This is a genomic window from Candidatus Aegiribacteria sp. (genome assembly GCA_021108005.1).
In the GTDB taxonomy this organism is placed as follows: Bacteria; Fermentibacterota; Fermentibacteria; order Fermentibacterales; family JCC-6; genus Aegiribacteria.
In genome coordinates, this window is record JAIORS010000169.1 from 1 (window position 1) to 23,228 (window position 23,228).

Sequence of the window (23,228 nt, forward strand, 5' to 3'; positions counted from 1 at the left end):
GGTTTGATGATTCTGTATGCTTCCTGCAGGAATCCGCTGATTTTAAACAATTCAACAAGTCCCTGCAGTGTCATTGCGGTATCAAAACTTTCCGACGCTATGGGAAGCTGCCGTACATCCCCTCCGATTGCTTCGCTGATTGAACTTCGCCCGATATGTTTGAACCGGTACTGGATATTCCACACGCACTTCAGATCACGTTCAACCGCGGCAATCCGTTTCAGTTCACTGTTCTGAAACGCCTGATGCGTTACACCGTATCCCCCTCCCGAAAGAAGGTCGATAAGATCATCCGGCTCTGTTCTCTGTACCGCGTTCATAAACTCTTTGAAAATGTCAAGATTGACTCCGCCCTCAGCCGGAAACGTAAGTAATCGTTCCGCTCTTCCGTTGTGTTTGAACCATTCGCCCGAATCCCGGTACCTTGCCTTGCCAAGCAGTTCTTTTGTGACCGCGTTCGGATCTGATTCAACAGCTTTTGTATTTGTACTCCGATTGAGCAATTGTTCGATTGACCTGTCAATCCCGATCTTCTTCAGTCTGTTCATAGAAAGCAGCCCATTAACAGGAATGCCGGGCGGTACTCCCAGAGCTTCATCCACGGGAGCCTGCCAGGTATTGACTGCCGTGTTCGACAGCAGGGCCGGTCTGCCAAGTATTATAGGATACTGATTATCACATCTCGCGCACTTCATTGTACCCGATCTGATGTCACTATTTCGCCTGGTCGTATGGTGGATTGATAGATGTCCCTTACATTCGGGACATCTGAGATATTCCAGAGCTGAGCTTCGCATAAATCCTCCCCCTATTTTAGTGTATCTGTAAGTTCTATATTAACAAGCAGATAGCTTCATTGTCAAGGTTTGACAGGCAGGATCTTTATTCGTATATAGAAAGTAGAAAACGTTCAGGTCGTTTCATATCGGAATGCATTTAACCAGTTATCACAGACTATGTTACTTCTATTTCAGGTAAAATAAAAACGTTTGTCCAGTCGGTACACCGATGAAAACACAAAAGTATATAGAGGAATCATTCCTTTGGTGATCTTAGAATCCTCCGGTAGCTGCGTCTGACTTCCAGCATGAAGTCGTTGAATCTCCCGTCAATGAAATCGGGAAAACTGTGATCGGGGGCTGTGAATATTCCATGACCGTATCTCAGGCAGGTATGAGCCCATACCCCGCGCCCCATGTATATCTTGTCGGGAGCACTCTTAAAGGAAGCCAGGACAAGCTTTCCGTAATCCAGATAGCCCGGATCGATGTTCACACTGCGATCGCCATTATTATCGAGAAAACCGTTCTCGATATCGACGCAGGAATACTTCCAGTCAGCAAGATGTGATGCGTCAAGAAGTTCCATGAAACTGAACCACCGCCTTGTAAGCTCAGTACCCATTTCCTTCTCGTAATAATCCGAAAGATCGAAAGGGTACATTTCGCTGATAATATCTATTTCACCGAATCGCGATTCAAGGATGGATTTCGTTTCCTCTTTTAGCGTTTCATCAGCCGTGATTACGCTTATCATCGGCATAACCTGTGGTGCTTCTACCGGTCCCGACATGATTTTATCCATTCCCTTTCCGCCGCCTGTGCTATATCTCTTCTAAGACCGAAATACGCCTCGATCTTTTCTGAGTAATCATCCCTGAGTTTTTCATTTTTCTTTCCTTCAGCATTCACACTGCGAAGGTTCATATTATGGGCAGACAGTCTTCCTTCACCGTTTCTGCAGTTAAGGTGAAGGCTGTTCATGCCTGTCGCGTCGAACGATCTCTGCCAGTGAGAAGTGAATGCATCAGGGCTTACCGGGTTCATTCTGACGCGATATTTCCAGTTCCTTGCGCTGTCGTTGACAGTGTAGAGATCGTACGTTTCGCCGTTATCAACCGGTTCCCAGATAAGCCTGTCATCGTACATTTCCAACTCCGGGGATTGTCCGGTTTCCAGCGGTACCGGTACGGAAACCAGATATCCTGGATCCGCGAGATAACGTGATCCATCACCCGTTATTACGGAAAGGGCACAGTGTATGTTCTCTCCATGATTCATATCAGCCATGACAGGATGGCAGTGAAAACCGGCAAAAGATAGAATCGTTCCCAGAGCTTCAGTTAGAGAAAAACAGGTGCCTCCCGCTCCGTTCTCTATGTGTTCTCTTATCACTGTATCAGCCAGCCTCAACCGGTTCTCTGCTGGAAGCCGCTGTGCTTTCACAAGGAACTTGGTCAGGTTTTCCCAGGGAATGCGTGAGAAATGTGAAATGATTATTCCGAGGGAATTGATGTCCGGTTTATGGGGCAATGCGCCGAAATGATCGAAAAATACGGATGCGGCCTGTTTCATCCTCTGTTTATCGTTCATTCTATCGTTTCCCTTCTTACTATCCCGCAGGTACGCCTGAACAACCGCTTTCCCGTCGGAAGAGGTATGAAAGTTTAATGGAAGACAACCGCATCCGCAAGCTGTGGTCGGAGCTGAGAGTACAGACCTCTGACGATAGAATCCTGGAAGATATGAACAGATGCCACACTTCTTCGTTAATTGTCAGATATTCCCTGAAGAATGTTCCTTGACCCAAGAGGTGAGGGAAGCAGGTCATATACTTCGGAGCATACAGCCAAGCTTGGAGGGGAAGAGAGTGCCGCCTGGCTGATAATGGTGATTATTTATATACAATAACCCTGTTTACAGTAACGGAACCTGCAGGATCGATGGATAGTATCAAGTAAAGACCCTGCGGCACTGCATGTGTATCCCATATCAGAGAGTGTGCGCCAGCATCGAGTTCACCCGAATGCACCGTCTCTATCGCCCTGCCGGCGGTATCGTAAACGGTTATCTCGAAATTGCCGCTGCTCGATAGTGTAACCGGAAAGGTAACAAGACCGCTGACAGGGTTGGGATGAGGGGTTCCCACCGAAGTGATGACACCCGCAGGATTATCATTTATTCCCAATCCGTTAATAACACCCTCTGAGGGAATCGCGTTATGGGCGGTAACCATCCAGCAGATATCGTTTAAGCTTCCGATAGCGTCGAAAGCAAGGGTGACACTGCCCGTGGTATCGGTGACGCCGCTTACCCAGAGACTATCGTGTGTCATGCATACAAGGGCATTCTCAACCATACCGTCCAGTTCACTCACCGAGAAAGCGGCCTGTGTGGAACCACTTGGCAGGCTGGTGGGAGCACTCACTGTAAGGTCATGAGGAACTGCTGTCCTCATATCCATTGTTGGGTCACCGAACCAGTGGAAAAGATCCCATTCCAACTCAGTACGATCGGTTGAAAATGGACACATTGGAGCTGAAGCCTCCATCTCCATCTTCGAGCACATCAGAGCCTGTCCGGCAAGGTAGTTCCCTGTGGGATCAGTGTACAGTGCGGGAGGGTTTACGTACTCATCATTAAAGGATTTATACAAACCGTAGCAGATGTAGTCGTTCCAGTAACTGCAACTTACATCCGTTGCAGCAAGTACACCTACGGCTCCCCCTTCCATCCGGAAGAAGTTCTCAGCAAAACAGTTACCGGAGAACTGACCGGTCAGGCAATTAACGCTCATAACCATGGGAGTCATCTCACCGTTTGTTAAGCCTGAGAGTTGTGATATTTTGAAGTACGGGTGACTCCATCCGGTAACACTTCCGTGGTCTCTGTGCTGAACAAGGAAAACTCCGGAGTTAATACTTGACAGAATACCTGCCGCGTTACCATCCCAGACTATATCACCGGGAATCTGCTGCCCTGCGCTGGGAAGATCGTTTCTGTAGTAGTAAGGTGGTGAGGCGGAAGTATTCTTGTTGTATTCGCGCTGAACCGTTTTTCCGTAGATATTCATGTAGGTGTCACGGACCGTCTCACATGTGAAGCAGAACCAGCGTTGCGCAACCGTGCTGGAACCGCTGGTTGCCTGGAAATATCCCGCGCAGAGAACATTCCCCCAGAAACCAGCGTCCATCAGCGGGTCGAATTGCCATTTGAGGATTTTTTCCTGCACTATGGGATAATCAATTGTGGAAGTTACGAACCTGCTGTGAAAGATATCGGCCCTGAAATCGCTTGAGCCGTCCATGCATACATATCTGTTATCGGTATCGACAAAATGGTCACCGTAAAAGTCAAGGGTACCGGTTCCTGCGGTTAAATCTTCATCATCTCCAACGAAAAGAATGAAACTTGGTGGTATAACCCATGTATCGTAGGCGTTCTGTATGTAATCCTTGATCTGTGTCTCGTTCCAACTTCCGGCTCCCACAATGGCGGTAAGGTAGCCCTGGTCCATTTTAGCATCGATGAAAACGTCCATCAAGGTGTCAACAAAACCATCGCCTGCGATTATCAACAGATCGGCTGCGGTGATATCTCTTGCCTGCTCCATGTTATAGGCTTTCACCGGCTCACAGTTCTCGGAGTTGATGGAATTTCGGGGTTCACCGAGTATTTCCGAATTGATTAGGGTTCTGTACGTATTTATAAAGAATCTGCTCTGAAGCCTCGGGTCGACATGAACGGTGCCGCCAAGATCAACAGTAACGCGAAGTTTAGGGGTTACCGTCAGGAGCCCTGTTTCAGCATCCCAATGGAAGGGAATGATATTGAACCTGCCCATATTCACTCCGCGAAGGGTTCCGGAATCCTCGAACACGGCTTCCTGCGAGGGGTATGCGCCATGGCTGTAAGCTTCCGGCAGGTATGTGAAGGGGACCTGCTCGTAGGAATTATCCACAGGAATGGGCTGCATGGGAGAAGGAGTAATGTTCATGATTACAACCGGCTCCTCAAGCACCTCTACGCTGATGGATACGTTGGGGTTGTCAGGTATGGCAGCCATGAAGGATGCCTTTGGAAGCATCGGCGCTCCCTCCGCGTCTGCGTAGGGTGTAAGGGCCGGTACGCTTATGGAATTGAATGTCATTCCGTTCCCGGTAACCGGGTTGTTCTGGAAACCAGGCAGAGTGATATCCACTACAAAACCGGAGGCGGTACATTCCACCACTTCCAGATTGGCGTGATCAAGGTCGGATATGCCGAAGTCAACCCAATCAGCAACAACCATGGGAACCAGCGCCAGCAAAACAAAGATTGTTTTCATAGCTATCCTTTATTGTAAGAGTTTAATTCACTCTGATGAGTATACTTTAAGGTTGAAATAAGGTAAAGCAAAGGCTTCGTCCGGTTTGAAATCAAGATTCTTATTACCCAGTCGAACATGAGCCTGTAGTTGTGCAGAAAATCAATATAGAGAATTCCGGAATAACCGCTTCCGTTCCAACCGGCGGATGGACCCCTGTTTCCGGTGGCATTGAAACCATTGTATGCGAGCGTAACACTACCGTCGAGTTTTCTGGCACGGATAGAACCTGACCTCTCATCTTTGCCGGTGCTGAATAAACTGCCATATGCCCGGTTCACACCACTGTTGGCGCTGTGCTTTCACAAGGAACTTGGTTAGATTTTCGCAGGGAATACGTGAGAAATGTGATATAATTATTCATTATGAAAGTCTTATGGAAGACAAACGAATCCGCAATCTTAACAGTTTTTTCAGACATGTTTTCGGATGCAAAGTCAAAAAGGTAATCCTGTGGGGAGGCTTTACATGCCCGAACAGGGATGGGACCTTCAGCAGTATGGGATGTACCTTCTGCAATCCCCTTTCAAGCCGTCCTGAGACTTTTGAAGAGGGTAAGTCCATCGCGCAGCAGATGGAGGACGGCTGCAGATACATTGCCAGAAGGTATGGAGTGCAATGCTTTCTTCCCTATTTTCAGGACTATACGGCAACTTATGGGGACCCTGTCGAGTTGGATGCCCTCTATTCAGAGGCGATATCACATCCGGGAGTGGTGGGTCTTTCATTATGCACACGTCCGGACTGCCTTGAGGAACCAATGCTTGATTATATCGAGGATCTGTCCGGGCGGATATTCCTCTGGGTGGAGCTGGGTGTACAGACCTCTGACGACAGAATTCTGGAAAGCATGAACAGATGCCATACTTCCCGTGAAACCATGAATGCTTTCAGAGCCCTGCACTCCAGAAAGATATTCTCCTCCGCTCACATGATAATTGGTTATCCCGGTTCCAGCGTAGAAACCGTTCTGGCTGATGCCGAGTTCATAAGGAAGACCCGTACAGATGGAGTCAAGCTTCAGAATCTTCATGTAATCAAGAATACTCTCATTGCGGATCAATTCGCTTCAGGTGAATTCGAACTACTGACAATGGAGGAATATGTTGATCTGGTAATACTTTTCCTTGAACACACTGAACCAAGAGTAGTAATACTCAGACTCACCGGAGAGGCTCCGGAAGAGCTGACCGTCGCCCCCGAATGGTCTCTTTATAAAATGATCGTCCTGAACAGAATCCACGAAGAGATGCAACGAAGGGACACATGGCAGGGAAAAGCTCTGGGATTCAATAGATCATCCGTTGAAAGTCCACCGGATAATATCCGTGACCACTGGAGACCGGACTGAAGTATTGCAGGATCACCTCCCCTTTCATAGATTAAACTCTCCGAATTCTAAAGATTTGACTGAACCGGATGTTTATTCCGGAACTACCCGTTAACTGGGGGTCCTGATGATTGAACGCACATCCATTAAATGCATTCTCGATGGAGAATGCAAAGAGGAAAAAGTAACCGTATACGGCTGGGTCCGAACTGCAAGATCAGCTAAGAACGTTGCATTCGCATCCATAACAGACGGTTCAGTTACTTCCCCCCTGCAGGTCGTATTCGACCGTGAGCAATTCAACGACATCTCAGGGCTGGCCACCGGAGCCTGCATAAGAGTTACAGGGAGAATCGTCAAATCACAGGGTGCTGAACAATCCCGGGAAATCAGTGCGGATGAACTGGAAATTGTCGGCCCGGCAGGAGACGATTATCCTCTTCAGAAGAAAAGGCATTCCATCGAATTCCTAAGATCATTGCCACACTTGAGGGCCAGAACAAATACCTTTGGCGCAGTATTCCGTATGAGCCACCACCTTAGTCTCGCAATCCACAGGTTCTTCGATGAAAACGGTTTCTTCTTTATCCATGCGCCGCTTATAACCACAAGCGATGCCGAGGGGGCCGGAGAAGCCTTCCAGGTTACCTCTATGCCGCTTGACAGCATTACACTGAAGAACGGTAATGTTGATTATTCGACGGATTATTTTAAGAGACAGGCTTTTCTTACTGTAAGCGCACAGCTTGAGGCCGAACCTCTTGCCCTGGCAATGGGGAAAGTATATACTTTCGGCCCTACTTTCAGGGCTGATCCATCCGATACACGGTTTCATACGGCGGAATTCTGGATGATCGAACCGGAGATGGCATTCTTCGACCTAGACGATGATGTTTTTCTGATAGAGGATTTCATCAAGTATACAGCCCGTTATCTTCGCGCAAAGTGTTCCGAAGATATCTCCTTCTTCAGTAAATTTTACGAAAAGGAACTCAAGGAACGATATAGAATGCTTATTGAAAGTGATTTCGCGCGGATTACATACACCGATGCATTCGAACTCCTTAAGAAGAACAGCAGCAGTTTCGAAGTCGTACCCGAATGGGGATGTGATATATCCACTGAATACGAAAGATTTCTTACCGATGAGTACTTCGGATGCCCTGTTTTTGTAACCGATTATCCGGCAATCATAAAACCTTTCTACATGCGGCTAAACGATGATGGGAAAACAGTAGCTTGTACTGATCTTCTGTTCCCACAGGTCGGTGAAATTGTCGGTGGCAGCCAGAGAGAGGAAAGGCTGGATGTGCTGAGCACGAGAGCAAGGGAGTGCGGTATTGACCTTGATGATTACTCATGGTACTTCGATATAAGAAAATGGGGGTCTGCGCCCCATGCAGGGTTCGGACTGGGGTTTGAAAGGCTGCTGATGTATCTCACCGGGATGGAGAACATACGTGATGTAATTCCATTTCCAAGATCAAAAGGAAAGATGATATAATAATCGGAACATTGTTTATCTATATAGAACAGGACGGAGCAAAATGAGCAAGAAAATGATCACTATTGACGGTAACGAAGCGACTGCCCGTATGGGGCACAAGCTGAGTGAAGTGATAGCTATCTACCCGATCACGCCCTCCAGTGGCATGGGTGAATACGCAGACGCGTGGTCATCCCAGGGGGAAACGAATATCCTGGGAACGATTCCACTGGTTCAGGAGATGCAGAGCGAAGGTGGCGCTTCCGCGGCTGTACACGGAGCACTTCAGACCGGCGCGCTCACGACAACCTTTACAGCGTCGCAGGGCCTTCTACTGATGATACCTTCGATGTACAAGATAGCGGCTGAACTTACACCTGCCGTATTTCATGTTTCTGCAAGAAGTCTTGCATGCCAGGCATTGTCAATATTCGGGGATCACAGTGACACCATGGGAGTCAGGCAGACGGGTTTCGCCCTTCTCGCAAGCGCCTCAGTTCAGGAAGCAATGGATCTGGCAGTGATAGCTCATGCATCAACACTAAAATCAAGGATACCCTTCATTCATTTCTTCGATGGCTTCAGAACAAGTCATGAGATCCAGAAGATAGAAATGGTGCAGGACGATGTTCTTAAAAGCATGATCGATAAAGAACTTGTTATCGCGGTGAGGAACAGATGCCTCGATCCGAACAATCCAGTATTAAGGGGTACCAGCCAGAACCCTGACGTTTACTTCCAGGGCAGAGAAACTGTCAATCCATATTACCTTGCTACCCCGGGAATAGTACAGGATTACATGGACAGGTACGCTGAGCTTACAGGAAGACACTATCATCTTTTCGATTATGTGGGCGCACCGGATGCGGATACAGTAGTAATGCAGATGGCTTCAGGCTGCGAGACAGCACATGAAACCGTTGAATATCTGTGTAGCAGGGGTGAAAAGGTTGGACTTATCAAGGTTCGCCTGTACAGACCATTTCATAAGGAAGCACTTCTCAACGCCATACCTGATACTGTCAGGAACATCGCAGTTCTTGACAGAACCAAGGAATCCGGCGCCCCGGGAGAGCCTCTGTATCTTGATGTTGTTACCACGCTGGCGGAGAACGGCAGAAACGATATCAGAGTCATCGGAGGCCGATATGGATTGTCCAGCAAGGAGTACAGTCCATCCAGAGTTAAAGCTGTGCTTGACGAGGTCAGGAAGCCGCAGCCCAAGAATCATTTCACAGTCGGTATCAACGATGATGTAACAAACACATCGATTGATGTTGATTCTGAATTCGAGCTTGAGCTTCCCAATACAATCCAGGCAGTGTTCATCGGTCTGGGTTCGGATGGAACAGTGGGAGCCAACAAGAACAGCATCAAGATAATCGGAGAGGAAACGGATAACTACGCGCAGGGCTACTTTGTCTACGACTCCAAGAAGGCAGGCTCCAGAACTGTCAGCCATCTCAGGTTCGGTCCCGAACCAATCAGGCAAACCTGTCTTATTTCCGCGGCCAATTTTGTAGGCTGCCACCAGATCATTTTCCTTGAGAAGTACGATGTACTTGGATACGCCGCAAAGGGTGCTACTTTCCTTCTGAATTCTCCATACAGCAAAAACGAGACATGGAACATGCTTCCAAGGTCGGTACAGGAAGCCATGATCGAGAAGGAAATCAAATTCTACGTCATCAACGCCTACGATGTCGCAAAGGATACGGGCATGGGCGCAAGGATAAACACTATCATGCAGACATGCTTCTTTGCGATTTCGGGTGTGCTTCCAAGAGACGAAGCAATTCAGAAGATTAAGGATGCCATCAAGAAAACTTACGGTAGAAAAGGCGATGAAATCGTCCAGAAGAACTACAATGCCGTTGATCAGACACTGGCCAATCTCTTCGAAGTGAACTATCCGGATAAGGTCACAAGCACTATAGTAATGCCTCCTACCGTACCGGAAGAAGCTCCGGAGTTCGTACAACGTGTTACCGCAAAGATTATCAGGATGGACGGTGACGATGTTCCCGTTTCCGATATGCCCGCCGATGGAAGCTGGCCAACGGGAACAACTCAATGGGAAAAACGGAATGTCGCCCTTGAAATCCCCGTGTGGGATTCTGAAACGTGCATTCAATGCGGATTCTGCAGCCTGGTCTGCCCTCATGCTGCCATCAGAATGAAGATTTATGATAGTAGTCTTCTTGAGAATGCACATGAGACTTTCAAGTCCACCGACGCAAAAGGCCGTAAGTTCGAAGGAATGAAATTCACCATTCAGGTAGCCCCTGAGGATTGCACGGGATGCGGAACATGCGTTCATATATGTCCCGCCAAGAGTAAGACGAATCCAGATGAGAAAGCCATCAACATGGCGAATCAGCTACCGCTTAGAATACCGGAGCGGGAAAACTACAAATTCTTCCTGGATCTTCCAGACTTCGACCGCAACGAACTGAATCCTTCAATAGTCAAGGAATCACAGCTTCTTCAGCCACTGTTTGAATACTCCGGCGCCTGCGCTGGATGTGGCGAAACCGCATATGTGAAGCTCCTCACCCAGATGTATGGAGACAGGGCAGTAATCGCCAACGCCACAGGATGCAGCTCCATTTACGGCGGAAACCTGCCTACCACTCCTTACTCCAAAAACCATGACAATAGAGGTCCCGCCTGGAACAACAGCCTGTTCGAGGATGCGGCGGAATTCGGTTACGGGTTCAGGCTGACAGCCGATAAGCATACTCAGATAGCCAGAGAACTCCTCAAAAAGCTGGCTTCACACGTGGGTGAAAACCTTGCGGACGCTATCCTGAATGCAGAGCAGAATACAGAGAAGGACATCTCTGATCAGAGGGAAAGGGTTGCGGAGCTTCGGATAGCTCTATCGAAGATTGATTCAATAGATGCAAGGATGCTGGAAAGCGTAGTCGATTACTTCGTACACAGGAGTGTCTGGACGATAGGAGGAGATGGTTGGGCATACGATATCGGTTACGGCGGTCTTGATCATGTTCTCGCTCAGGGCAGGGATATGAACATCCTGGTTCTGGATACCGGCGTTTACTCGAATACCGGAGGACAGTGCTCCAAGGCTACACCTCTGGCTGCAGTCGCCAAATTCGCTGATTCAGGCAAACCACAGCCCAAGAAGGATCTGGCCATGCTCTGCATCGGCTATGGTAATATCTACGTTGCCCAGGTGGCACTGGGAGCGAACTACAATCAGACCGTTAAAGCCTTTACGGAAGCGGAAAGCTATAAGGGATCAAGTATCATAATAGCTTATACGCATTGTATCGCGCATGGAATTGACATGACCTGCGGCCTTGATGAACAGAAGAACGCTGTTGATTCCGGCTTCTGGCCTCTTCTCAGGTTTGATCCCAGGAAAATTGATATCGATGGAAAACCTTTGACGCTTGATAGTAAAGATCCGTCGATCACTTTCAAGGATTTCGCGTATAATGAAGCCCGTTTCAAGAGCCTGACGAAAACAAAGCCTGAACATGCTGCAATGCTTCTGAAGAAAGCACAGACAGAGGTTAGCCGCAGATGGAATGTCTACAAACAGATGGCTGAAATGAGCTGGAAATAGTAAACTTGTAATAAGGTAACACGAAATTCGAAATAACCCCGGCCTTGTAAAGCGATACCGCTTCCAAGGTCGGACTTACTTATCTTACTTATTTTGACCGTTTAATACTTTTCATCAGAATAATGGATGATGGGTCTAATCGTTCATTTAGAAACCGACTTACAGATGGTTCTGATATCCCTAAATATCTTGCAGCATCTGCCTGCTGAAGCCCATATACGTTAATTAGTATTTTGGCGAGTATGCGTCTGACTCTTGTGGCAGTTCTTGTCCCGCCAGACTTTCTAAGAGTATCAATTGAAACACCAGATATCTCTGAGGCGGTTAGGATAACTTCCTCGATTTCCTTATGCTCATGACTCCTATTTCTTATTTTCATCTTTCTTACACCATATAGTGCTCTGTAAACCGTTTTTGCATATTCTTTTGAACCAGCGATTCTTGCTGAGCGTGGTGGGATAGTAATCCTATCATTCCCAACTTCATAACGTATGTGCCATTACTTAGGGCTGATTTGTTACAATGAGATCCATCAGAAAGGAAATTCATATAGTTTGCTATCCATGATTGATTTCCACCTGAAAACTCCGATTCAAGTAGTTCTGTATCCTGCCATGGGTAGTTGCATACACCTGATATATGTACATGCCCACTGGAAATGTACTCATCCAAATTAACTAATTTCTTAATAATACCTGCTCTCAATGGATTTAGATGTATATACCTCACCAGTTCCAGAAGGTATGCCTCTTTTTCAACAAGTATAGATTTGAATCTGCTTTGAAAGACATGTCCCTGTCTCTCTGATCTTTTATTGTAATACATTGCGAATCCGGTTAGCAATATCTGCATACACTTTGAGAGACTGCTTTTACGTGGTTCTGCCAAGAGATGAAAGTGATTACTCATAAGTACCCAGGCATGGATTTTCAGATGTTCTTTTTCAACTAGTTTTTCTAACCTGCAAATGAAATCTTTCTGGTTTTCCGGTAAGGAAAATATATCCCTGCCATCAACAGCTCTCGATATCACATGATGGAATGATCCCGGTTCATCAATCCTGAATGTAGTTTTCATAGTTAAAGTTTACACATTTTCTGAATACATTGCAAGTGAATTAAATATTTTATTTCACTAATGCATATAAACTGTGGTATATAAGTAAGATACGTAAGTCCGACCTTAGTGTTGGTGGAGGCGGCGGGATTCGAACCCGCGTCCGAGGACAGGGACCTGTCGGCTCTACATGTTTAGTCCGGATTAATGTCATCCTGCTTCGGCTCCGGTCGGCCTTTTCAGGACTAGCTCCCATTTAATCTTGCTGCTTACGTCTGGAAGCGGGGCTTCACAGCCAGCTTTCCTTCTTCCGCCCATCCCCCGGTAGGAAAGCTATTCCGGGGGGGACGGCTATTCCTGTTTACGGAATAGCGTGCCGTAATTATGCGGCAGTTATTTCTATCCGCAAGTTTAACGAGGCAGCGGATACCTCGACATGCAACCGTCAGACCACTTCTGAACCCGTCGATACCTGTCGCCCCCGTAGTCTGAATAACACAATTCAATTATGGGTAACATATTTAACCTGTCAACCCCCGGTACTTGCCAAATACACGTGATTGAGTTATTTAATTGATTCTCATTTGAATCAGTAAATACAATTAGGAGTTAAAATGTCCTGGAAATGTGATATTTGTGGTAAAGGACCTTCAGTTGGAAATCGAGTCAGCCATTCGGCCAGACATACAAAGCACGTTTGGAAACCGAACCTTCAGAAAGCAAGAATCCTTGTTAACGGCAAACCAAAAATAGTTAAAGTCTGTACAAGCTGCATAAGATCCGGTAAGGTCCAGAAAGTCTAGTTAAGAGCTTCATATTCAGAAAAGCGGGAATGTATTTCATTCCCGTTTTCTTATTGAAATTATTATCAGTTACTAGTCAGAGCTTCCTCTTCTGATTCCTTTTCAAGATTCTTCAATCTATTCTGATTGAGAGAAAAGGATGCGTGGTATTCACGGGCAAGCCTTGTATGCCCGAAGCCCATGTTAAGGAAACTCCATTCGAATGAGATTTCAGTATCAATTTCTTCTAAAACCCATCTTATGTTTACGTCTGCCTTTTTAAAAGCGGTATTCCAGCCTACGCCTGCAAGTTTTTCCTCAAGAACTGCGCTCGTTCTATGGTCTCCCCTTGCAAGAAGAGCTTTAATATGCGCCATTCGTGGATCTCCGAATGTCACAGAAACCTTATCGATCTTTCTAAACTCGGTTTCGAACCAGTCTATCCACTCCCTAAGATCAGTGGGACTGGCCATCGCAGACCATTGGAAAGCAGTCCATGGTTTCGGTATAAAGGGATCTATACTGATATGTATAGGTAGCGAAACTCTATCACGAACCTCTTTTACAAAGTCAATTATTGATTCCCTGTCCGCTTCAGTTTCGAAAGGTAATCCTATCATGAAATAAATCTTGATATTACTTATTGTATCATCTGTATGTTTTTCAACGGATTTAAAAAGCTGTTCGTTCGTAAGCTTCTTCCCTATTACTCTCCTTAGTGAATCCGTTCCTGTTTCAGGGGAAAGAACCACAGATTTCTCGTTAAAATCTTGAGGCAGCTCATTCGAATGGATCTGGTCTTCATACTTATGTGAGCAGAGCATAACCTTTAGACTTCGTTTCTTCGCCGCTTTGATGATCTTGCGGAGATCGGGATGAGATCTTGGTGAACTGCCAAGCAGTGCCAGCTTTTTGATATCTGGCAAATTGCTGATAATTCCTTCCAGCTCTTCAAGTTTGCATTCTCTATAAGGAAGGCTTACATATCCTGCCTGACAAAACTTGCAGTTGAAAGGACATCCCCGAGATATCTCGAGTATTGTTGTATCACTGTCAATACAATCCGGGGAATGTATGAAAGAGGTCATTCCCATGCCATCAGAACCTGCCCACTGACGCATAATAGAGCTGACAGTACCTGGGATGTCATGCACGGAAGGGATGTACATACCGGGAAGAGCAGCAAGCCTGCGAAGGAGTTTTTTCTTTGATGCACCCTGAGCACCAAGGCTTTTAATAGTATCAAGAACAGGTCCTATTGAAGGTTCTGTCTCGCCAATTACAAAGGCATCCATGAAAAGTGAAAGAGGCAGTGGATTAGCTGTGACTGGTATCCCCTCAGCGATAACCAGCGGCCATTTGTTGGTTCTATACTCAGCTCTGAGTTTTATATCAGATAGTTTCATCATCTCAAGAACTTTTAGATAATCATCCTCGCCAGAAGTTGTGAAAACAAGGAGATCACACTGACTGATAGGTTTACCAGTTTCAAGTGTTTCCGTTGAATATCCGTATCTGCTTCTCCAGTGTAATTCATCCTTATCAGGATAGAATGCTCTTTCACAGCAGGTTTCCGGCCAGGAGGAGAGCTGTTTGAAAATACTCTGGTATCTGATAGAAGACATCGCGGTGCTGTATTCTTTAGGCGAAGCTAAGATTATTTCGAAAATACCCTGCCGAGAAATGGCATGGGTACTGGTTTCATTATCAACTAGCCTGCGTCGACGTTCATCATAGTATTCGGCTGCAGGTTTTCTGCTCATAGATATTACCCTCCATTCATAGATGGGAGTAATATATGATAATGAAATACATATTGCTAGATGAGACCTCTACATGCATGTTATACAACTAGCTATACTATCTTCTGAAGAATGGTGGCTGCTTTCTCTTTTCTTCCTTTCCGCTTGACCTTGCTGCTCCAAGAATGAATGGCAGTTTTTCCCTGTCCATATCCCTTTCGGAACTCTTCGACTTCAAACCTTCTGGCAGTCTAATATCCATAGAATCAATCTCGGGATATTCAACCTCACCAAAACCAGTGGCAATTACCGTAACCTTCAGCTTATCATCCATGCTTTCAACTATGCTTGTTCCTAGAGACACATCAGCCTGGGATCCCACAGCCTTTGTCACAATTTCCACTGCTTCATGGAATTCAGCAAATTTCATGGATGAAGAAGCCTGGATGCTAACCAGAAGGGACTGCGCTCCCTCTATTGATACATTCTCAAGAAGAGGGTCTGATATGGCTCTGCTTGCGGCTTCGGATGCGCGGTGTTCACCATTACAGCAACCGGTGCCCATCATAGCTCCTCCACCAGTGGTGATGACTTTCTTGATATCCTGGAAATCAAGATTCATAAGTCCGGGAGAGGAGATTATATTCGCGATACCTTCCACAGCATCCTTCAGAGTCCTGTTACCTCTCTCCAGTGCATTACAAAGAGTTTCTTCATCTCCCGCTTCACGTCGCAGACTGTCGTTAGGAATCACAATCAGTGTATCCACCTCTTTTCTGAGCGCGGATATCCCCTGCTCAGCCCTGTTTTTCTTAACGGAGCCCTCAATCTCAAACGGCCTTGTAACCACACCTACTGTGATCGCATTTAGATCCCGTGCTATTCGTGCCACAACGGGAGCTGCTCCGGTACCTGTTCCACCACCCATACCAGCCGTTATGAAAACCATACTGCAACCCTGAAGGCTTTCGATAATTTCATCCCTGCTCTCCTCAGCGGAACTCTCCCCGGTTTCAACATTTCCGCCAGCTCCCAATCCTCCGGTAAGCTTCGGACCGAGCTGCACCTTCAGATCAGGTTCGCAGCTTTGAAGAGCTTGAAGATCAGTATTCATCGCAAGATACTCAACGCCCACTATGTCAGCGCTCAGCATCCTGTCAATTGCGTTGCATCCGCATCCGCCAAGACCAGCAACTACTATTTTAGGCTTACCGTGAAATTCCTCGGTCACATCAACTATCTGCAGCCTGGGTCCTTCCTCCTGCGGTATCATTTTCCCTCCTCTGTTCACTATCTGAGTTTCCTTATCATTCCTTTTATTTGTGATGTCACTTTACCTAATGGATTTGATTTCTTTCTTCTCTCGAACTCATTTTCCTCTTCATGTGAAAGCAGGACAAGTCCCACAGCGTTAGCGAATTCGGCGCTTTCTATCAATGAAGACGACATGTCTATCCCGCCCGGCTTTCCCACTTCAACAGGGATTCCAATTATCCTGGAAGCCACACTGGTAAAGCCTCTCAGGTGGGAAGTTCCACCGGAGAGAACGATCCCCGCAGGAAGATCCGATTCCTGAATACCCACCTGCTTAAGTTCACAGAGAATGTCTCCTATGAGATTGCCAGCACTTCTATATGCAATTTCGTTCACGGTTTCATCCGTAATTGGAATAGTACTCCTTCCACCGAATGAGTTCACCGATATTTCTCTGTCACTCGTTTTCAACCGTCCGGCAAGATCGATGAACTCCCTCTTCAGCCTTTCAGCTTCATGTCTGGGAATACGAATCTGCTGCAGAGCCCTTGTAATCGATTCTCCTCCACCTGGTATTACCGCGAGATGAGCCAGAACACCGGAATGGAAAACAGCTAAATCAGTAGTGTCAGCTCCAATATCTGCGAGAACTACGCCCATTTCCATTTCGTCAGGGGTAAGGACAGATCTGGCAGATGCGGAAGCAGCCGGATAAATAACCGAGACATTCTTACCGGCGTCCAGGATAACCTGCTCAAGATTCAGAACAGCGGTTCTATCAGCTGTAACCATATAAATATCTGCTGTAAGCCTTTCGGCTCGGAGTCCTACAGGAGGCCTCAGGAGCCTGCTTGAACCGTCTATTGTATATCCGCATTTCTCGGTTCTTAGGACCATGGATTCTCTTGGCAATTTTATCAGTTGCGCGGTTTCCATCGCATCCTCAATATCTATCCAGGTTACTTTCCCTGATACGAATTCATCCTCTTGCTCAATATTCACCGTTCCCCTGCCGGGAAAGCCCCGCACATGTGATCCGCTTATTGACACTGCGGTGTCGATTACTTTCCATGATGCTATCGATTCTGCTTCTTCGATAGCTTGCGACGCTGCTTCAGTAGCACCTTCAAGGTCTACGATCACGCCCTCGATTACACTTCCCGAAGTGGGAGCCTGGCCTGCTCCGGTTATATGCAAAGCTCCCTGTTCATCAGCTTCTGCCACAACACAGATAACGTTCTCGCTACCTATATCAATTCCTGCATAAATATCGGTGTTCATATTTCGTACCCCTGAGATGGTGTACTCTCCGTTGATTCTCTCAGAATTGCCTGATTGGAGTATCTCATATCAACCTGCTGCAAATTGTCGAAACCGGATACTGAAGATGCAAGCTGTCGGTAACAATCCCATCTATCAGAAAGTTGATCAGCTCCAAGAAGAACTTCATATCCGTTATTCACGAATACAGAGAATCCTCTGTCCGTATATCTGAAATGTAGACTGTCATATTGAATCTCACCAGCTCTGAACCATGCCGCCAGATTCCTTGAAACTGCAGCCCCTATCCTCTCCCTGGATTGAATTACAGGTATACTGTCGGTAAGAAAGCGTGGTGGAAGAACTTCACCCATGGAAGAAACAGCCATGATTCCCGACGAATCGCTTACGGCGAAAACAGGTTCCGATATTTTGATATCAAGTATCAGGCCGCTCAATGGCGCCCGGCTTACATTCACTGAATCTATACCTGGCACAACAGACAGCATCGTTTGAATCTCGGATGGATCAAGTTGCCAGATCGATGTACCGAACAGAGATTCAACGACCTCACAAACTGCGGCAGAATCCGCATGTCGTATTCCCCTTATCCTGATATTATCAAGGTCGAATACTCCCCCTCTTTCGAACCATCTGTAGCCCATGGCAAGTGCAAAAGCTGAGATCCCCGATATTAGCAGCAGCCAGAATGCCGTCCTGCGTCGATCCTTCATTCGATCTCCTCCACAAGTTCTCTTGCATAGCAGTCAACACTGCCGGCGCCCATAAATACTATAATTTCAGCCATTTTCTCCTTCAGGACTTCACGCAATTCGTCAAAAGCGCACAACCTGCAATCGCAACCTGATCTTATTGACGCGTCAACAACTAACCGGCTACTGACGCCCGGTATAGGCAGCTCCCTCGACGGATAAATAGGCAATACCAGCGCCCAGTCGGCTCTGCTGAGTGCCCTGCCCATTTCCTCAGACTGTGATGCGGTTCTTGAGTAGAGATGCGGCTGAAATACAACACCGATCTTTCCATCTGAAAGCTGAGATACTCCCTGGAGGGCAGCATCAATCTCATCGGGATGATGCGCATAATCGGAAAGAACAACAGCGGAACCATAAACCCCGATTTTTTCAAGACGTCTTGATACACCGGGAAAGGATTCAAGAGCTCTAACGGATTCTTCCGTTTTCACTCCGACAGTTGATGAAAGAGCTATGGCCGTTTCTGCATTTCTCAGGTTATGATCACCAGGAAGAGGTAATTTCGCTTCAATTCCATCTATCAGATATTTCTGCTGCCATGGATCAGCTTCAATGAATCTGCAGAATACCGAACCATCCGGCCCGGTTGTGATTACCTTTCTATCTATCCTTTCGGCCCATCTCGCCAGATCTCTGTTTATTAAAGGTACAATTACCGATCCTCCGGGTCTGGTCATTTCCAGAAATACCCCGAATGCGACTGACAGTGCTTCCGGAGTTCCATAACATTCCAGGTGTTCAATGGCGAAAGAGGTAACGGCGGCAGATTCGGGTCTTAATCTGAGAAATGTTCTGTCATATTCGTCTGCTTCAACTACCGTACGCATGGATCCTGACCTGAAATTCCCGCCCCACGCTTTAACTTCACCACCGACCATAACTGTCGGATTGTAACCAGTTTCCTGAAGTATCCAGCCTGTCATAGCTGTTGTTGTCGTCTTTCCGTGAGCACCGGCTACCGCCAGTAATTCTGAAGCGTTCGCCAGTTCGGCAAGAGCTTCGCTTCTTCGCAGGACTTCTATTCCTTTTGCCCTGGCCCTCATGATCTCCGGGTGATCCGAGGGTATCGCGGCGCTGAAGACAACAAGGTCGATTTCTTCAACATGAGAAGGATTATGTTCATCCGAAACAGCGATTCCCGCATTTTTCAATTCGGCAAGATTTTCGCCGGGACTTCTGTCACAGCCACTAACCTCAAAACCGCGGTTCTGGTACCAAAGAGCAAGGGAACTCATTCCGCTCCCACAGATTCCTATGAGATGCACTCTGGTATTCATTTACGAACCCTTCAGCGCGGTATTCATAACGATCTCCGCGATTATTCCTGCCGGGTTATCATGCATTGTTTCCTCCAGGCAATTTTTCATTCTTCTAATTTCATCGGTATCTTCAAGCAGATGATCTACTATTTCCCACAGAACATCCGCGTCTGCGCTGTCCTGTAAAACTAAAAGAGCTCCATGCTTGTCAGCTATTTCTCTGGCATTCCATTCTTGATGGTTGTCTGCGGCAAATGGATAGGGTATGTAGACCGCTGGAATTCTGAACCATGTCAGTTCAGCGACTGTCATTGCGCCTGAACGTGCCACTGCAATATCAGCTGCGGAGTAGAGCAATGCCGGATCATCCGTGAAATCAATAACCTGAATCCTCTGAAGGCAGGGTGATTCACTCTTAGTTCTCTCTTTATCCCTGCTGCCGCACTGAAGCAGTACCTGAATTCCCTCAGGAACTTTCAAAGCTATATCATTAATCGCTCTGGCACCCTGGCTGCCACCAAGAAAAAGCACTACTGGAACACCATCGGGAATATTCAATTTTTCCCTTGCGAATTCTCTATCGTATCTCCGAAGGGAAAGCCTTACAGGATTACCGGTGTAAACAGTTGTTTTTCTGAAACCGGAGGCTGATGAGTAGAAGCCTGTCAGCACTTTATCCGCAAAACGGGAGGCCAGCCTGTTCGCCCTTCCGGGTATGCTGTTCGATTCATGTATTATTGAGGGAATGCCCAGGCTGCGTGCTGCGGCCACAGGGAAAAAGCAGGGGTAGCCTCCGGTCGCGAAGAGTACGGAAGCATCCAGTTCTTGAAGCAGTTTTCTTGCCCTTATGAACTCCCTGACTGCCCTGAATGGCAGCAATACAATATCAGAAATACCTCTATCAATCCGTGGAGGGTTGAGTATATGCACGGTACTTCCTATCTTGCTATACATCCTTTGATCAACGGGCCTGGGCGTTGCAATAAAATCGATTACAGTATCTGGTTTCTTCTCCCAGATGGCTTCTGCTACGGCAATTGCAGGACTTATATGCCCACCGGTACCTCCTCCGGCTATTACAACCTTCATTCCCGTATCCCCTCACTTGCCACCCTTGATACTATTCCCAAAGTTCCTATCGTTACCATGAGATTTGAACCACCCCATGAAACAAGTGGGAGCGGCATACCTGTAGATGGAAACATCCTGGTAACAACAGCGATATGAATGAACAGCCCCAGGGCAATTGAAGCTATCAAACCTCCAGAAACCAGGTAACCGAACAGGTGATCAGCATTATCAGCAATAGTCCACCCCGACATCAGCAGTAGAAGCAATAAAGACAGTATCAGTAGAACACCGGCAAACCCCGATTCCTCACCGATTACTGCAAGTATGTAGTCAGAGAACGCCTCAGGCAGAAAACCTCTCTGCTGCCTTCCCCTGCCAATTCCCCTTCCCATTATTCCGCCGCTGCCCAGTGCGATGCAGGCCTGTTCAGGCTGATAAGTTGAAGCCTCCGCTGCATCCTCCGGAGAAAACCAGCTGACCAGTCTTTCCCTTCTGTACTCGGACGAAAAGACGACAATAGAAGCCAGGGCAAGCATAACCAGGAAGAGAACCACCATGTCCCTGAATCTGGATTCAGCAAGAAAAAGAACAATGACCATGACAGAGAGTATGTACATCCCACCCGCGAAATCAGGCTGAAATGCCACAAGTGCCGCTGGAATCAGAGCAAGAACTGTGAGACAGACTATACCGGCGCCTGTCCTCGCGCGGATGACGCCATCAGATACGAGGGAGGCGGCAAGGATTATATATGCAATTCTGGCTATTTCTGAAGGCATTATCCGAAACCCGCTGAATAGAACCAGCCATCTCGATGATCCGTTGATCACCGGTGCCCAGTGAGATCCTCTGAGAACCATTAGAAGAACCAACATAGCCAGGGATAGAACGTACAATATCGGAGCTGCCTTCTTCAGTGTGGTCGGTGGCATGCTCCAAGCGAGCAGCCCTGCGAGAATTCCGATCAATACCTTTTTAACATGAGGCAGTAGAAACACTGTACTTGATTCAGAATCCGTTAGCAGCAGTGATTTAAACGAACTGGCGGTAAACACGGCCAACGTTCCCAGAATCAGCAATAGAATCGCTGACACAAGCATGGTATTACGAGCTCCGGACGGTTTGAGATTCTTCAAGTCAAATCCCCCACAATCTTCCGGAAATGCTCTCCGCGTTCTTCAAAACTGCTGTACTGGTCAAAACTTGCGCATCCAGGGCTCAGGAGCACAATATCACCATCCTGTGACTGATTCAATGCCTGCTTTATAGCGTTTTCCATTACATCTTCCAGGAAAATTGGCGTAGAACCGGACCAGCAATTTTCCAGCATGGCTGAAGAATCTCCAATCAGTATGAGCGCCTTTACTCGATCGGCTATCAGGCTTTTGAGCTGTTTGTAATCAGCTTCCTTTGCCAGTCCACCGGCAATCAGTATGACAGGTTCCGAAAAACTCTTCAGCGCCGCGTTAAGAGAATCAGGATTAGTAGATTTGGAATCGTTTACGAATGAAACACCGTGGTGCTTTCCTATCCATTCAATTCTGTGGGGAACACCCGGGAAGGATGAAAGCCCTTCAACCATCTGCTGCGGCTCCAGGCCGGCCTTACCGGCAAGACATACGACTGCGAGGGCATTTGACAAGTTGTGGAGACCGGAAAGAGATATGTCCCGTTTATCAATCACGAATTTTTTTGTTCTGGAATCTGCGTAGTAGATTGAATCCCCCTGGACAAAGGCTCCTGCTTCAAGGTTCTCTCCAATCCCGAAGTACCATTCAAGGCCGGCTGTTCTACGGGCAAGAGGAACCGATCCGGGATCGTCCCGATTGAGTACAAGCAGGTCGCTGTTATGCTGATTCATGAATATTCTGGCTTTTGCGTTGATATAGCCCTTTATATCTCCATGACGCTTGAGGTGATCCGGTGTGATGTTGAGAATTGCCGCGGCGCTGGGACGGAAAGCCTTAATAGTCTGCAGTTGATAGCTGCTTACTTCAAGTACAAAGAAATCCGCACCAGGATTTTCGATAACTGCTGTGCTGAATGGATAACCGGTATTACCTGCAACACAAGCGTTCAGGCCAGCTTTTTTGAGAGTATATCCCAGCCATTCCGCAGTAGTGGTTTTTCCATTGGATCCTGTAATTGCAAGCACCGGGATATCGGTATTTCGGAAGGCAAGCTCGATCTCTCCTATGACTGGAAGACCCAGTTCCCTGGCAACTGCGGGCAGAGGTGACACAGGATCAATTCCAGGACTTATTACAATACCATCAAGACTATTCAGACAGTCTATCATATCATCCCCGGTTACCAGCCGGACGCAGTCCCGGCAGACAGCGACATCGTTACTGCTGTCAAGACCTGTTACCGAGAAACCTCTGAGGTTGAGAAGCGCGGCTGCGGCCCTTCCGCTCCTTCCAAGCCCGAATACTCCGACATTTTTTTGTCCGTCAGTCCAGTATCCCATAT

Annotated in this window: 19 protein-coding genes and 1 other RNA gene; 4 read left to right on the forward strand and 16 right to left on the reverse strand. The window is 47.1% G+C overall.

Going from position 1 to position 23,228, the window contains the following annotated elements:
* From K8S15_10200 to K8S15_10220, 5 genes are all read right to left on the reverse strand, one after another.
* On the reverse strand, positions 1 to 797 hold a 797-nt coding region (locus K8S15_10200), incomplete at its 3' end, for a methyltransferase domain-containing protein (GenBank protein MCD4776406.1).
* A gap of 238 nt (positions 798 to 1,035) precedes the next feature.
* Complete coding sequence (locus tag K8S15_10205) at positions 1,036 to 1,584, reverse strand: DUF4416 family protein (GenBank protein MCD4776407.1); 549 nt, start codon at positions 1,582 to 1,584, stop codon at positions 1,036 to 1,038.
* Positions 1,557 to 2,372 (reverse strand): arylamine N-acetyltransferase, encoded by an 816-nt coding sequence (locus K8S15_10210; GenBank protein ID MCD4776408.1) that lies wholly within the window; start codon positions 2,370 to 2,372, stop codon positions 1,557 to 1,559. Before K8S15_10210 ends, K8S15_10205 begins: the two co-directional genes overlap by 28 nt.
* Before the next feature lie 301 nt (positions 2,373 to 2,673).
* Positions 2,674 to 5,106: a hypothetical protein gene (locus K8S15_10215; GenBank protein ID MCD4776409.1), complete on the reverse strand. Its 2,433-nt coding sequence runs from the start codon at positions 5,104 to 5,106 to the stop codon at positions 2,674 to 2,676.
* A gap of 2 nt (positions 5,107 to 5,108) precedes the next feature.
* A complete protein-coding gene (locus tag K8S15_10220) occupies positions 5,109 to 5,426 on the reverse strand; it encodes a hypothetical protein (protein ID MCD4776410.1) in 318 nt (105 codons plus the stop codon).
* 95 nt (positions 5,427 to 5,521) lie between these two features.
* Here K8S15_10220 and K8S15_10225 point away from each other — a divergent pair, with 95 nt between their 5' ends.
* The 3 genes from K8S15_10225 to nifJ all read left to right on the forward strand — a co-directional run bounded on the left by K8S15_10225 (position 5,522) and on the right by nifJ (position 11,556).
* The gene (locus K8S15_10225; protein ID MCD4776411.1) at positions 5,522 to 6,496 is read left to right on the forward strand and encodes a TIGR01212 family radical SAM protein; all 975 of its coding nucleotides are present in this window, start codon (positions 5,522 to 5,524) and stop codon (positions 6,494 to 6,496) included.
* A 106-nt stretch (positions 6,497 to 6,602) separates the two neighbouring features.
* Positions 6,603 to 7,979 (forward strand): asparagine--tRNA ligase, encoded by a 1,377-nt coding sequence (gene asnS, locus K8S15_10230; GenBank protein ID MCD4776412.1) that lies wholly within the window; start codon positions 6,603 to 6,605, stop codon positions 7,977 to 7,979.
* A 43-nt stretch (positions 7,980 to 8,022) separates the two neighbouring features.
* Complete coding sequence (gene nifJ, locus K8S15_10235; protein ID MCD4776413.1) at positions 8,023 to 11,556, forward strand: pyruvate:ferredoxin (flavodoxin) oxidoreductase; 3,534 nt, start codon at positions 8,023 to 8,025, stop codon at positions 11,554 to 11,556.
* Between the two features lie 88 nt (positions 11,557 to 11,644).
* On the opposite strand, the gene K8S15_10240 is transcribed toward nifJ, so the two are convergent.
* From K8S15_10240 to ssrA, 3 genes are all read right to left on the reverse strand, one after another.
* Entirely contained in the window at positions 11,645 to 11,935 is a 291-nt protein-coding gene (locus K8S15_10240) for a hypothetical protein (GenBank protein MCD4776414.1), read from the reverse strand.
* 5 nt (positions 11,936 to 11,940) lie between these two features.
* Entirely contained in the window at positions 11,941 to 12,633 is a 693-nt protein-coding gene (locus K8S15_10245) for a transposase (protein MCD4776415.1), read from the reverse strand.
* 112 nt (positions 12,634 to 12,745) lie between these two features.
* Positions 12,746 to 13,095, reverse strand: a transfer-messenger RNA (tmRNA) gene (gene ssrA / locus K8S15_10250).
* 131 nt (positions 13,096 to 13,226) lie between these two features.
* Between ssrA and rpmB the strand changes: the two genes are divergently transcribed.
* Positions 13,227 to 13,415: a 50S ribosomal protein L28 gene (rpmB, locus tag K8S15_10255; protein ID MCD4776416.1), complete on the forward strand. Its 189-nt coding sequence runs from the start codon at positions 13,227 to 13,229 to the stop codon at positions 13,413 to 13,415.
* Positions 13,416 to 13,480: 65 nt separating this feature from the next.
* Here rpmB and K8S15_10260 read toward each other — a convergent pair whose 3' ends face one another.
* The 8 genes from K8S15_10260 to murD all read right to left on the reverse strand — a co-directional run bounded on the left by K8S15_10260 (position 13,481) and on the right by murD (position 23,226).
* The gene (locus tag K8S15_10260) at positions 13,481 to 15,157 is read right to left on the reverse strand and encodes a radical SAM protein (protein ID MCD4776417.1); all 1,677 of its coding nucleotides are present in this window, start codon (positions 15,155 to 15,157) and stop codon (positions 13,481 to 13,483) included.
* 97 nt (positions 15,158 to 15,254) lie between these two features.
* Positions 15,255 to 16,409 carry a cell division protein FtsZ gene (gene ftsZ / locus K8S15_10265; protein MCD4776418.1) on the reverse strand — a complete coding sequence of 385 codons (1,155 nt, stop codon included), beginning with the start codon at positions 16,407 to 16,409 and terminating at the stop codon, positions 15,255 to 15,257.
* 17 nt (positions 16,410 to 16,426) lie between these two features.
* Complete coding sequence (gene ftsA / locus K8S15_10270; protein ID MCD4776419.1) at positions 16,427 to 17,671, reverse strand: cell division protein FtsA; 1,245 nt, start codon at positions 17,669 to 17,671, stop codon at positions 16,427 to 16,429.
* Positions 17,668 to 18,384, reverse strand: coding sequence for an FtsQ-type POTRA domain-containing protein (locus K8S15_10275; GenBank protein ID MCD4776420.1), 717 nt, complete (start codon positions 18,382 to 18,384; stop codon positions 17,668 to 17,670). Before K8S15_10275 ends, ftsA begins: the two co-directional genes overlap by 4 nt.
* Positions 18,381 to 19,703, reverse strand: a complete 1,323-nt coding sequence (murC, locus tag K8S15_10280; GenBank protein ID MCD4776421.1) for a UDP-N-acetylmuramate--L-alanine ligase — start codon at positions 19,701 to 19,703, stop codon at positions 18,381 to 18,383. Before murC ends, K8S15_10275 begins: the two co-directional genes overlap by 4 nt.
* Positions 19,704 to 20,774 (reverse strand): UDP-N-acetylglucosamine--N-acetylmuramyl-(pentapeptide) pyrophosphoryl-undecaprenol N-acetylglucosamine transferase, encoded by a 1,071-nt coding sequence (locus K8S15_10285; GenBank protein MCD4776422.1) that lies wholly within the window; start codon positions 20,772 to 20,774, stop codon positions 19,704 to 19,706.
* Positions 20,771 to 21,892, reverse strand: coding sequence for an FtsW/RodA/SpoVE family cell cycle protein (locus tag K8S15_10290; protein ID MCD4776423.1), 1,122 nt, complete (start codon positions 21,890 to 21,892; stop codon positions 20,771 to 20,773). Before K8S15_10290 ends, K8S15_10285 begins: the two co-directional genes overlap by 4 nt.
* A complete protein-coding gene (gene murD, locus K8S15_10295; GenBank protein ID MCD4776424.1) occupies positions 21,889 to 23,226 on the reverse strand; it encodes a UDP-N-acetylmuramoyl-L-alanine--D-glutamate ligase in 1,338 nt (445 codons plus the stop codon). The genes K8S15_10290 and murD overlap by 4 nt, the downstream gene beginning before the upstream one ends.
* Between the last annotated feature and the right edge of the window lie 2 nt (positions 23,227 to 23,228).

Coding starts and splice junctions, on each gene's coding strand:
- K8S15_10205 (MCD4776407.1), bottom strand. CDS start 1,584: ATGGATAAAATCATGTCGGGACCGGTAGAAGCACCACAGGTTATGCCG.
- K8S15_10210 (MCD4776408.1), bottom strand. CDS start 2,372: ATGAACGATAAACAGAGGATGAAACAGGCCGCATCCGTATTTTTCGAT.
- K8S15_10215 (MCD4776409.1), bottom strand. CDS start 5,106: ATGAAAACAATCTTTGTTTTGCTGGCGCTGGTTCCCATGGTTGTTGCT.
- K8S15_10225 (MCD4776411.1), top strand. CDS start 5,522: ATGGAAGACAAACGAATCCGCAATCTTAACAGTTTTTTCAGACATGTT.
- asnS (MCD4776412.1), top strand. CDS start 6,603: ATGATTGAACGCACATCCATTAAATGCATTCTCGATGGAGAATGCAAA.
- nifJ (MCD4776413.1), top strand. CDS start 8,023: ATGAGCAAGAAAATGATCACTATTGACGGTAACGAAGCGACTGCCCGT.
- K8S15_10240 (MCD4776414.1), bottom strand. CDS start 11,935: ATGAAAATAAGAAATAGGAGTCATGAGCATAAGGAAATCGAGGAAGTT.
- K8S15_10245 (MCD4776415.1), bottom strand. CDS start 12,633: ATGAAAACTACATTCAGGATTGATGAACCGGGATCATTCCATCATGTG.
- rpmB (MCD4776416.1), top strand. CDS start 13,227: ATGTCCTGGAAATGTGATATTTGTGGTAAAGGACCTTCAGTTGGAAAT.
- K8S15_10260 (MCD4776417.1), bottom strand. CDS start 15,157: ATGAGCAGAAAACCTGCAGCCGAATACTATGATGAACGTCGACGCAGG.
- ftsZ (MCD4776418.1), bottom strand. CDS start 16,409: ATGATACCGCAGGAGGAAGGACCCAGGCTGCAGATAGTTGATGTGACC.
- ftsA (MCD4776419.1), bottom strand. CDS start 17,671: ATGAACACCGATATTTATGCAGGAATTGATATAGGTAGCGAGAACGTT.
- K8S15_10275 (MCD4776420.1), bottom strand. CDS start 18,384: ATGAAGGATCGACGCAGGACGGCATTCTGGCTGCTGCTAATATCGGGG.
- murC (MCD4776421.1), bottom strand. CDS start 19,703: ATGAATACCAGAGTGCATCTCATAGGAATCTGTGGGAGCGGAATGAGT.
- K8S15_10285 (MCD4776422.1), bottom strand. CDS start 20,774: ATGAAGGTTGTAATAGCCGGAGGAGGTACCGGTGGGCATATAAGTCCT.
- murD (MCD4776424.1), bottom strand. CDS start 23,226: ATGGGATACTGGACTGACGGACAAAAAAATGTCGGAGTATTCGGGCTT.